Source organism: Magnetospirillum sp. XM-1 (genome assembly GCF_001511835.1).
GTDB lineage: Bacteria > Pseudomonadota > Alphaproteobacteria > Rhodospirillales > Magnetospirillaceae > Phaeospirillum.
In genome coordinates, this window is sequence record NZ_LN997848.1 from 2,246,071 (window position 1) to 2,257,500 (window position 11,430).

Consider the following 11,430-nt stretch of genomic DNA (forward strand, 5'->3'; position numbering starts at 1 on the left):
CGGTGCGAAGCACAGCATCCGTTTTTCTTGAATTGGAATCGTCATGGAAGTATCATTTTGCTGTATGGCGAAATGATGGCAGTGTCCGCCCATGATCGAAACCTTTGAAACCGTGGCCAAGGCCGTCGCCGACCCAAGCCGGATCCGTATCCTCAAGCTGCTGGAAGAGGGCGAGCTGTGCGTCTGCCAGGTCACCACGATCCTCGGCCTGGCGACCGCCACCATCTCCAAGCATCTAGCGGCCCTGAAGGTCGCCGGTCTGCTGCAGCAGCGCCGCGACGGCAAGTGGGTCTATTACCGGCTGGCGGGGCGGGGGCTCAATCCTTACGCGCCCGCTTTCCTCGACATGATCCGGTCCTCGCTGGCCGAGGACCCCACCATCGCCGAGGATCGCCGGCTGCTGGCCATGGTCAATCAGGTTCCGGTCCAGGTGCTGTGCGATCAGGGCCGTTCCGCCTTGCCCGCCGGTGCCGCTTCCGTTTCGTCCTGCTGTGAGGTTCCCCGATGATCAACGTCCTCGTCCTTTGCACCGGCAATTCCGCCCGTTCCGTCCTGGGCGAAGCCCTGATCAACCATCTGGGCGGGGGTAAATGGCGGGCGTTCAGCGCCGGTTCCAACCCGACGGGCAAGGTCAATCCCCTGTCGCTGGAGGTGCTGGCCGAGAAGGGGTTGCCGACCCAGGGCTACCGCTCCAAGTCGTGGGACGAGTTCGCCCGGGCCGACGCGCCCAAGATGGATCTGGTCGTCACCGTCTGCGACAACGCCGCCGGTGAGGTCTGCCCCGTCTGGCCGGGCCATCCGGCCAAGGTCCATATGGGCTTTCCCGACCCGGCGGCGGCCGAAGGCAGCCACGAGGCGCGGCTGGCCGAGTTCCGCAAGGTCTATTCCATGATCGAGGCCAAGGTGAAGCGCCTGATCGAACTCGGGCCCGAGAGGGCCGGGGAGGCCTAGCATGAACCTGTTCGAACGCTATCTGACCCTGTGGGTCGCGCTCTGCATCGTGGCCGGCGTGGCGCTGGGCCATTGGCTGCCGGGGCCGTTCCAGGCCATCGGGCGGCTGGAGGTGGCCCAGGTCAACCTGCCCGTCGCCGTGCTGGTCTGGCTGATGATCATCCCCATGCTGCTGAAGATCGACTTCGGGGCGCTTCATCAGGTGAAGGAGCACTGGCGGGGCATCGGCGTGACGCTGTTCATCAACTGGGCGGTCAAGCCGTTCTCCATGGCGCTCTTGGGGTGGATCTTCGTCAGCCATCTGTTCAAGCCCTGGCTGCCCGCCGACCAGATCGAATCCTACATCGCCGGGCTGATCCTGCTGGCCGCGGCGCCCTGCACCGCCATGGTCTTCGTGTGGTCCAACCTGACCAACGGCGAGCCGCATTTCACCCTGTCCCAGGTGGCGGTCAACGACCTGATCATGGTGGTGGCCTTCGCCCCCATCGTCGGCCTGCTGCTGGGCCTGTCGGCCATCACCGTGCCGTGGGACACCCTGCTGCTCTCGGTGGTGCTCTACATCGTGGTGCCGGTGATCGTCGCCCAAATCTGGCGCAAGGCGCTGCTGGGAAGCGGCGGTCTGGCCGTCACGCTGGCCCGGCTGGGGCCGGTGTCGCTGGTCTCGCTGCTGGCCACCCTGGTGCTGCTGTTCGGCTTCCAGGGCGAGCAGATCATCAGGCAACCCATGGTCATCGCCATGCTGGCGGTGCCCATCACCATCCAGGTCTATTTCAATTCAGGACTGGCCTACTGGCTCAACAAGAAGCTGGGGGTGGCCCATTGCGTCGCCGGTCCCTCGGCCCTGATCGGCGCCTCCAATTTCTTCGAACTGGCGGTGGCCGCCGCCATCTCGCTGTTCGGCTTCCAGTCGGGCGCCGCGCTCGCCACCGTGGTGGGCGTGCTGATCGAGGTGCCGGTGATGCTGTCGGTGGTGAAAATCGTCAATTCCAGCAAGGGCTGGTACGAGAGGAGCTCATCATGAAAAAGCTCGAAGTCTACGATCCCGCCATGTGCTGCTCGACCGGCGTGTGCGGGCCGGAGGTGGATCCGGTGCTGGTCACCTTCGCCGCCGACCTAGCCTGGGTGTCCACCCAAGGCATCGAGGTGCGGCGCTACAATCTGGGCACCGAGCCCCAGGCCTTCGCCGCCAACCCGGCGGTGGTCAAGGAAATGGAGGCGGGCATGGACCGCCTGCCGATCATCGCCGTGGACGGCCATATCGTGTCCACCGGCGTGCATCTGTCCCGCGACCAGCTGGCCGCCAAGCTGGGACTGGCGGCCAAGCCGCGCATCACCATCAAGGCCGACGGCAGTTCGTCCTGCTGCTCGCCCAAGAGCGGGTGCTGCTGAAGTGAGCTACAGCCGCATCCTGTTCTTCACCGGCAAGGGCGGCGTGGGCAAGACCTCGCTGTCGTGTGCCACCGGCCTTGCCCTGGCGGAAGGCGGGAAAAAGGTGCTGATCGTCAGCACCGACCCGGCTTCCAACCTTGACGAGGTGCTGGGCACCGCGCTGGGGCAAAGCCCCACCGCCATCGTCGGCGCACCCGGGCTGTTCGCCATGAACATCGACCCCGAGGCCGCCGCCCATGCCTATCGCGAGCGCATGGTCGGCCCCTATCGCGGCATCCTGCCGCCCGCCGCCATCGCCAGCATGGAGGAGCAGTTCTCCGGCGCCTGCACCGTCGAGATCGCCGCCTTCGACGAATTCGCCAAGCTGCTGGGCGACCGCCATGCCACCGCCGGCTTCGACCACGTCATCTTCGACACGGCGCCCACCGGCCACACCCTGCGGCTGCTGACCCTGCCCTCGGCCTGGAATGACTTCATCGCGTCGTCGACCGGCGGCGCGTCCTGCCTGGGGCCGCTGGCCGGGCTGGAGAAGCAGAAGGCGCTGTACGCCGCCACCGTGGCGCAACTGGGCGAGGCGGCGGCCACCACCATCATGCTGGTGGCGCGGCCCGAGACCGCCGCCCTGCGCGAGGCCGAGCGCACAAGGCGTGAACTGGCCGAGCTGGGGATCGGCAATCTGCGCCTGGCCGTGAACGGCATCTTCGCGGCGGGCGAGAGCGACGATCCTATTGCGCGGGCCATGGAGCGGCGCGGCGCCGACGCCCTGGCCGCCATGCCGGCGGGGCTGGCCGCCCTGTCGCGCCAGAGCATTCCCTTCCTGGCTGGCGGCACCGTGGGGCTGGGCGCCCTGCGCCTGATGCTGGGCCGCGCCGAGGAGCGGGGGGACGAAGAGGTTTCCCCGTCCGGTTCGCTGCCGCCCGGCCTGGGGCCGCTGGTCGACGGTCTGGAAGCCATGGGACACGGCGTGGTGATGACCATGGGCAAGGGCGGCGTGGGCAAGACCACCATGGCGGCCGCCCTGGCCGTGGCGCTGGCGGCGCGCGGCCACGCGGTGACCCTGTCCACCACCGATCCCGCCGCCCACGTGGCCATGGCGGTGGAGGGCGGCATCGAGGGATTGCGGGTGGAACGCATCGATCCCGAGGTGGAGGTGGAACGCTATCGCGACGAGGTTCTGGCCAAGGCCGGTTCTGGCCTGGATTCCGCCGGGCGCGCCATGCTGGAAGAGGATCTGCGCTCGCCCTGCACCGAGGAGATCGCGGTGTTCCGCGCCTTCGCCCGCACGGTGGAGGAGGGGCTGGAGCGCTTCGTCATCCTGGATACCGCGCCCACCGGCCACACCATCTTGCTGCTGGACGCCGCCGAGGCCTATCACCGCGAGGTGATGCGCACCCAGGCCGACATGCCCGAATCGGTGCGCCAGTTGCTGCCCCGGCTGCGCGACCCGGCCTTCACCCGCATCCTGATCGTCACCCTGGCCGAGGCCACCCCGGTTCACGAGGCCGAGCGCCTGTGCCAGGACCTGGCCCGCGCCGGCATCATCCCCTATGCCTGGGTGGTCAACCAGAGCCTGCTGGCCAGCGGCACGACCCATCCCGTTCTGGCCCGGCGGGGACGCTACGAGGAGCCGTTCATCCGCAAGGTGGCGGACAAGCCGGACTCCCGCGTCGCCCTGGTCCCCTGGCAGGCGGCCAATCCGGTGGGCAGGGAAGGGCTGTCGCGCCTGCTGGGTGGAAAATGATCCTCAGGCGGTGCGCCGGCTCACCACCCGGGCCAGGCCGGTGATGCCCAGCAAGGTGGCGCCGTAGGCGGCCAGCTGGCCGGCGCTGGGCCGGTCCATGTAGCCCACCAGGGTGTGGAGCAGACGGCCGCCGATGCTGTTTTCCGGCAGCAGCCACGAGGTGTCCCACAGCGGCTGGGTCGGCATCTCGATCAGCCCGGCGGCGGACAGATAGGTCACCGCCTGGGCCGCCATGCCGGCGGCCAGCAGGGTGACCAGCCAGGTGGTGACGGTGAACAGGTGGCGCGACGGAATGGCCAGCAGGCCGCGATAGAGCAGGATGCCGACGGTGATGCCGGCGCCCAGGCCCACGGCGCAGCCGGTGATGGTCGCCAGCTTGCCGCTTTCGCCCGAGGCCGAGACGCCGAACACGAACAGTACCGTCTCGGCGCCTTCGCGCAGCACGGCGACGCCGACCACCACCGCCAGGACCGACAGCGGGCGCGAGCCCATGCTGACCGCGTGGCCCACCCGCTTCATCTCGGCGGCCATCTCGCGGCCATGGCTGCTCATCCAGATGGTGTGCCAGCCCAGCATGATCACCGCGAGACCCAGGATCGAGGCGTTGAACACCTCCTGGCCCATGCCGGACAGGGCGTCGGACAGGGCCTCGGCCGAACCGGCGATGGCCGCGGAACCGATCAGCCCGGCCAGAACCCCGGCGGCCACCCAGCGGCGGCTTCCCTCCAGCCCCTTGGTCGCGGCCAGAACGATGCCGACGATGAGGGCGGCTTCGAGAACTTCGCGGAAAACGATCACGGCTGACGCCAGCATGGGGGCCTCTTTGACTCTGGAAGGGGCAAACTTTGTGGGGTCTCTATCGTATCCATAGCACCAGACGATGCAATTGCGAGCGAATTGCATCAACCACATACTTGAGATAGGTCATTGCCGGACAAATGTAAAGCGTCGAAGAATGGCGGATACCCAGGGGTGGTTAGGCGGATCGGGCGTGCTATATATGCATTATGGATCTGCTGGGCGGGCGGGAACCCCTCGGGTAGAATCCGGCAAGGACTGTGAGGGGGCCATGCCTTTGCTGCGTAAAATCGAGGTAACCACCGGGGTCTGGTGGATCGAGGCGCCCCAGGCAGGGGTATCGGTGTTGTGCGGCTGCCCGGCCGACGCCGTGAAGCACCTGATGAAGCGCGGGCTGATCGTGTCGACCGAGCAGAACGGCGTGCCGTTCGAGACCGGCCCCAACGCGATCCTGCTGTCCGACGCCATGGTCCAGAACGGCAGCTTTTCCAATCTGGCCGAATTCCCCGTCCTGCAGATGCTGTATCGCCAGGGCATGATCCTGCCCGACCATCCGGGCAATACCGGGGTCAAGCCCATGCTGATCGGCAGCGCCGACCAGGTGCGCGCCCAGATGCAGTACATCTACCGCGGCAATTACGGGCTGGTGAACGAGGAAGAGATCGTCGAGGCCGGCGAGACGCCCGAACGGGCCCGCGAACTGATGCGCATGAAGCTGCGCTTCGCCTTCGGCTCGATCCGCCACCCCGGCGACCTGCTCGACACCCTGGTGGTGGACAACGACCCGGTGGAGATCAGAAACGGCGTTTTCGTGCGGCGCATGCTGTTCAACGTCTTCGAGTTCTCCTACCAGGGCCAGATCGCCGTGGTGGATTTGAACCTGCCGCCGTTCGAGACCTACGAATCGCCCTATCCCCTCGGCTTCTACCGCCTGCGCCGCGAGTATTTCGCGGTGATCCATTCGGGCGAGGGCGACGGCTGGGACATCAACCGGCCCTCCATGTCGTCCATCATCATGTTTCAGGGCAAGGTCTTCCTGGTGGATGCCGGACCCAACATCCTCTACTCGCTCAACGCGCTGGGCATCGGCGTCAACGAGATCGAGGGCATCTTCCACACCCATTCCCACGACGACCATTTCGCCGGGCTGACCACGCTGATCCGCTCGGATCACAAGCTGAAATACTATTCGACGCCGCTGGTCCGGGCCTCGGTGGCCAAGAAGGTCGCGGCGCTGCTGTCCATCGAGGAAGGCGCGTTCTCGGATTATTTCGACGTCTGCCCGCTGGTCGAAGGCGAGTGGAACGCCATCGACGGGCTGGAGGTGATGCCGGTCTTCTCGCCCCATCCGGTGGAGACCACCATCTTCCACTTCCGCGCCATGTGGGAGGGGGGCTATCGCACCTATTCCCACTTCGCCGATATCTGCCGCCTGTCGGTGCTGCAGAGCTTCGTCACCGACGACGCGGAGGCGCCGGGCATCAGCCAGGCCATGTACGACAAGGTGGCCGCCGACTACCTGGCCCCGGCCCACGTCAAGAAGATCGACGTGGGGGGCGGAATGATCCATGGCGACGCCTACGATTTCCGCGACGACCAGTCGGACAAGATCATCCTGGCGCACACCTCGCAGCGCAACACCCGCGCTCAGAAGGCCATCGGCTCGTCGGCCTCGTTCGGCACGGTGGACGTCTTGATCCCGTCCAACCACGATTTCATCTGGCCTTACGCCTTCGAGGCGCTGGACGCCTATTTCCCCGGCATTCCCCGCCATCAGATCCGGGTGCTGCTCAACAATCCGGTGGTGACGTTCAATCCCGGCACCATCCTGGTCAAGGAGCGCATGCTCAACGACCACATCTACCTGCTGCTCTCGGGCAGCGTCGAGATGATCCCCATCGAGATCGAGATGCGTTCGGTGCTGTCGGCCGGCGCGCTGATCGGCGAGCTGTCGGGGCTGTTCGGCTCGCAGGCGTCCGAGACCTATCGCGCCGCCAGCTTCGTCCAGGCCCTGGCCATCCCCTGTTCGCTCTATCTGGAATTCGTGCGCTACAACGACGTGTTCTCGGGCGTCTCGCGGCTGTTGGAGCATCGCGAGTTCCTGCTGCGCACCTCGCTGTTCGGCGAAGTGGTGTCGTCCAAGTCGCTGAACCGCATCGCCCAGGCCATGAGCCGCCAGGCGGTGCCCGCCGACACGGTGATCGAGCCCGGCCCCGGCCGGGTCGCCATGCTGAAATCGGGCAGCGCCGGCCGCTTCCTCGGCGAACACATGTTCGAAACCTTGAAGCCCGGCGATTTCTTCGGCGAAGAGGCGGCCATCTTCAACACCCCCAGCCTGCTGCGCATCCGCGCCCTGGAAGGCTGCGAGGTCTATCTGGTGCCGGCCGAGACCCTGCGCGACATCCCCTCGGTGCGCTGGAAGCTGTTCGAGGCCAGCACCAAGCGCACCCGGGCCATGGTCGAGGCCGGCGAGCACGCCCGCGTTCTGATCAAGTGGCACGACGAGTATTCCGTCGGCGTGCAGCGCATCGATTCCCACCACAAGCGGCTGTTCGAGATCGGCAATTCCGTCCTCGACATGATGGAGCGCAAGAGCGCCGACGTGGACGTGGCCGAGACCATGGGGCTGCTCAGGGAATACGCCCGCTTCCATTTCAGCGAGGAGGAGGGGCTGCTGATCCGCTACAAGTATCCCGACCTCGCCAGCCACCGGGCCCGCCACAAGCGCCTGCTGGAGCAGCTGACCGAATTGCAGGCGGCGGTGGCCGAGGGACGCGGCTACAACGAGGCCGAGGTGCTGACCTTCCTGCAGGAATGGATCGTCGGCCACACCCTGGCCGAGGACCGCAGATCGGCCGGCTATCTCAATTCCAAGGGCGTTTATTGAGCGGCAGCGGAACGTGCGGGCAGGATGCCCGCGCTCCGAAGGAGCGCCTGTTCGCGGAGCGCGGCCGTCCCGGCCGCATTCCCCTTAATTGGACAGACCAAAAAGATAGAAGCCGGCGGGAGTTGGGGAGCCCGCCGGCTTCATCTTGGGAGGGCCAAACCGAACGATTGCTCCAACGAGGGCATGCCGGAGCGATTCGGCTCGACTTGATTCAGAGTACGGCCTCAGCCTGACAGGAAGCTGTCGCTATTCGGCAAGTCACCGAGGTGACTTGCCTTGTCGCCCTCAATCGCCGGGCGCTTCGCTTGGCTTTCGCGGCATAAGCCGCGCGGCCCCTTGGGCCGGCCAAGGCCCAGCAGGGCCTTGGAACTACTCCGCCGCCTTGACCGATTTCGGATGATGGGCCTTGTGCAGGTCCAATTGGTCCCACACGGCGCAGAACGAATCCACCAGATGGGCCATCATGGCATCGTCGTGCAGCGGGGTGGGCGTGATGCGCAGCCGCTCGGTCCCCACCGGGACGGTGGGATAGTTGATGGGCTGGACATAGATGCCGTAATCGTTGAGTAGCAGGTCGCTGGCCTGTTTGCACAGCGCGGCGTTGCCCACCATCACCGGCACGATGTGGCTGACCGAGGGCAGCACGGGGATGCCGCGCGCCGACAGCAGGCGTTTGGCCGTGGCGGCGCGTTCCTGGTGCTTGTCCCTGATCTCGGGATGGGCCCGCAGGTAGCGGATGGAGGCCAGGGCGGCGGCCGCGGTGGCCGGCGGCATGGAGGACGAGAAGATGAAGCCGGGGCCGAAGCTGCGCACGTAATCGACGCAGGACGCCGAGGCGGCGATGTAGCCGCCCACCACGCCGATGGCCTTGGCCAGGGTGCCCTGGATGATGGTGATGCGGTCGCGCACCCCGTCGCGCTCGGCGACGCCCGAACCTTCCGCGCCGTACATGCCCACGGCATGGACCTCGTCCAGGAAGGTCATGGCGTTGTGGGCCTCGGCCACGTCGCAGATCTCGGCGATGGGGGCGATGTCGCCATCCATGGAATAGACGGATTCGAAGGCCACCAGCTTGGGCGTTTCCTTCGGATAGGCCGACAGCAGCTGCTCCAGGTGTTCCGGATCGTTGTGGCGGAACACGTGCTTGTCCGAGCGGCCGTGGCGGATGCCCTCGATCATGGAGTTGTGGTTCAACTCGTCGGAGAACACCACGAGGCCGGGAATAGTGGCGCCCAGGGTGGACAGCGTGGTCTGGTTGGCCACGTAGCCCGAGGTGAACAGCAGCGACGCCTCCTTGGCGTTGAAGCTGGCCAGTTCCTCTTCCAGCAGCACGTGATAGTGATTGGTGCCCGAGATGTTGCGGGTGCCGCCCGCGCCGGCGCCGCAGCGCTCCAGCGCCTCATGGGCGGCGGCGATCACGTCGGGGTGTTGCCCCATGCCGAGATAGTCGTTGGAGCACCACACCACAACTTCGCGCACTTCGCCGTCGCGGTAGTTGAGGGCGACGGGGAAGCGCCCCTTCTGACGCTCCAGGTCGGCGAACACCCGGTAACGCCCCTCGCTCTTGAGGTCGGCGATCCGCTTGGTGAAGTAATGCTCGTAATCCATTCCTCTCCTCCCTCGGCCCGTCGCGCCCCGATATTTTCCGGGGGTGCCGGCCGAATTCGCCGATCCTAGAGGATCGAAAAGCCGCGGCGCAAGTGTACAAGCTGTAATGCGTCAGGGCTTTCGATTGAAGTATCACATAGTTATCCGCGCGCCAGATCGCCATGAGCTTCGTCAAGCGCGTCACGGAAGCGCCGCAGCATCTCTCGGATTTCGCCTTCCGAGATGACCAGGGGCGGGGCGAAGGCCACCGCGTCGCCCATGGCGCGCAGGATGACGCCGTTGTTCTGGGCCTTGGCCACCACCTTGGCGCCCACCGTCAGCTCGGGTGGGAAGGGCGCGCGGTTCTCCTTGTCCGCCACCAGCTCCAGGGCGCCGATCAGCCCGATTCCGCGCGCCTCGCCCACCAGGGGATGGTCGCGCAACGCTCGCAAGCCGTCCTGCAGCACCGGGCCCACCTTGGCGACATGGGACAAGATGTCGCGCTCGGCATAGATGTTCAGCGTCTCGACAGCCACGGCGGCCGAGACCGGGTGGCCGCCATAGGTGTAGCCGTGGCCGAACACGCCGATGCGCCCGGATTCCTCGGCGACGGGGGCGTAGACCCGCTCGTTGACCATCAGGGCGGAGAGTGGCGCGTAACCCGATGTCAGGCCCTTGGCCAGGGTCATCATGTCGGGGCGGATGCCGAAGGTCTCGGTGCCGAACATCCTTCCGGTGCGCCCGAAGCCGCAGATCACCTCGTCGACCACCAGCAGCACGTCGTATTTGTCCAGCACCGCCTGAATTTTAGGGAAATAGCCGGCGGGGGGCACGATCACGCCGCCGGCCCCCATCACCGGCTCGGCGAAGAAGGCGGCGACGGTGTCGGGCCCCTCGGCCAGGATCTGCGCCTCCAGCTCTTCGGCCAGGCGGGTGGAGAACTCTTCCTCGCTCTCGCCCGCCTTGCCGAAGCGGTAATGGTGGGGACAGGCGGCCCGCAGCACGCCGGGAATGGGCAGGTCGAAGGAGCGCTGGTTGTTGACCAGCCCGGTCAGCGACGCGGTGGCCACGGTGACGCCGTGATAGGCCTTCTCGCGGGCGATGATCTTCTTCTTATGGGGCAGGCCCAGCGCGTTGGCGCGGTAATGGATCAGCTTGATGGCGGTGTCGTTGGCCTCGGACCCCGATCCGGCCAGGAAGACCTTGGACATGGGCACGGGGGCCATCTCCAGCAGGCGGGCGCACAGCTCGACGCCGGCATCATGGGCCTTGTGGCTGAACAGATGATAGAAGGGAAGGCGGCGCATCTGGGCGGCGGCGGCCTCCACCAGCCGCTCCTCGCCCCAGCCCAGCGACGTGCACCACAGACCGGCCAGTCCCTCGATGTAGTCCTTGCCGCTCTCGTCGTAGACCTTGACGCCTTGGCCCCGGGTGATGACCAACGGCCCCACTTCCGGGTGGCGCTTCAGGTTGGTGTAGGGGTGCAGGACCGAATCAACGTCCTTCTCGGCGATGGTGCGGTTGCTGGCGCGCGTCGGCATGGGGCCTCCCGGATTTCGGCGGAAGGCGCAGCATGAACCGCCCCGGCGGGGGGATCAAGCCTCAGGGCTTGGTATGCGATTTCATCTTATAGGCCCCCAGCATGGCAAGCCTCAGGGCTTGGTATGCGACTTCATCTTATAGGCATAGACGTAGAGGTCGTTGTCGCCGGGCTGGCCGCCGGGCCCCTTGGTCTTGCGGGTGGTGCGGAAGAATTCGGCGACCTCGTGGGCCTCCACCTCGTCCTTGGCCAGGCGCGAGATCCAGGCGTCGCCCTTTTCCTTCAGCTTGTGGCCCGAGAACAGCTTGACCTTGGGGCTGGCGGTGAAGCCCACGTACCACTCCCCGAAATTGCCGCCATTGCGGCCGATGCAGTCCTCGATATCGTCGATGATCTCGGTTCGTGATTTCGCAGCCATGCTCTGTCCCCATCCCCATCCCTGTCGGGCCCTGACATCTATAATGGTCATGTTCCGCTCCGGCACAATAGGGCGCGGACCCGAGCCGGCCGGCGACGGCGACGGCGTCAAAAGGCTCT

At 66.4% G+C, this 11,430-nt stretch carries 10 protein-coding genes; 6 read left to right on the forward strand and 4 right to left on the reverse strand.

Going from position 1 to position 11,430, the window contains the following annotated elements; translation table 11 throughout:
• The first annotated feature begins 91 nt into the window (after positions 1 to 91).
• The 5 genes from XM1_RS10495 to arsA are packed head-to-tail and all read left to right on the forward strand — an operon-like array spanning position 92 to position 4,081.
• Positions 92 to 508 carry a helix-turn-helix transcriptional regulator gene (locus tag XM1_RS10495; RefSeq protein WP_068433308.1) on the forward strand — a complete coding sequence of 139 codons (417 nt, stop codon included), beginning with the start codon at positions 92 to 94 and terminating at the stop codon, positions 506 to 508.
• A complete protein-coding gene (locus XM1_RS10500) occupies positions 505 to 951 on the forward strand; it encodes an arsenate reductase ArsC (protein ID WP_068433309.1) in 447 nt (148 codons plus the stop codon). Before XM1_RS10495 ends, XM1_RS10500 begins: the two co-directional genes overlap by 4 nt.
• Position 952: 1 nt before the next feature.
• A complete protein-coding gene (arsB, locus tag XM1_RS10505) occupies positions 953 to 1,972 on the forward strand; it encodes an ACR3 family arsenite efflux transporter (RefSeq protein WP_068433310.1) in 1,020 nt (339 codons plus the stop codon).
• Complete coding sequence (gene arsD, locus XM1_RS10510) at positions 1,969 to 2,340, forward strand: arsenite efflux transporter metallochaperone ArsD (RefSeq protein ID WP_068433311.1); 372 nt, start codon at positions 1,969 to 1,971, stop codon at positions 2,338 to 2,340. The genes arsB and arsD overlap by 4 nt, the downstream gene beginning before the upstream one ends.
• 1 nt (position 2,341) lies before the next feature.
• On the forward strand, positions 2,342 to 4,081 hold the full coding sequence (arsA, locus tag XM1_RS10515) for an arsenical pump-driving ATPase (RefSeq protein WP_068433312.1): 1,740 nt from the start codon (positions 2,342 to 2,344) through the stop codon (positions 4,079 to 4,081).
• 3 nt (positions 4,082 to 4,084) lie between these two features.
• Here the strand turns inward: arsA and XM1_RS10520 are convergent, their stop codons facing one another.
• Positions 4,085 to 4,894 (reverse strand): FTR1 family protein, encoded by an 810-nt coding sequence (locus XM1_RS10520; RefSeq protein ID WP_068433314.1) that lies wholly within the window; start codon positions 4,892 to 4,894, stop codon positions 4,085 to 4,087.
• Between the two features lie 256 nt (positions 4,895 to 5,150).
• Here XM1_RS10520 and XM1_RS10525 point away from each other — a divergent pair, with 256 nt between their 5' ends.
• On the forward strand, positions 5,151 to 7,766 hold the full coding sequence (locus XM1_RS10525; protein ID WP_068433317.1) for a bacteriohemerythrin: 2,616 nt from the start codon (positions 5,151 to 5,153) through the stop codon (positions 7,764 to 7,766).
• 369 nt (positions 7,767 to 8,135) lie between these two features.
• On the opposite strand, the gene hemA is transcribed toward XM1_RS10525, so the two are convergent.
• From hemA to XM1_RS10540, 3 genes are all read right to left on the reverse strand, one after another.
• Positions 8,136 to 9,374 (reverse strand): 5-aminolevulinate synthase, encoded by a 1,239-nt coding sequence (gene hemA, locus XM1_RS10530; protein WP_068433319.1) that lies wholly within the window; start codon positions 9,372 to 9,374, stop codon positions 8,136 to 8,138.
• A gap of 140 nt (positions 9,375 to 9,514) precedes the next feature.
• Positions 9,515 to 10,894: an aspartate aminotransferase family protein gene (locus XM1_RS10535; protein WP_068433320.1), complete on the reverse strand. Its 1,380-nt coding sequence runs from the start codon at positions 10,892 to 10,894 to the stop codon at positions 9,515 to 9,517.
• A gap of 111 nt (positions 10,895 to 11,005) precedes the next feature.
• Positions 11,006 to 11,311, reverse strand: coding sequence for a hypothetical protein (locus XM1_RS10540; protein WP_068433322.1), 306 nt, complete (start codon positions 11,309 to 11,311; stop codon positions 11,006 to 11,008).
• Between the last annotated feature and the right edge of the window lie 119 nt (positions 11,312 to 11,430).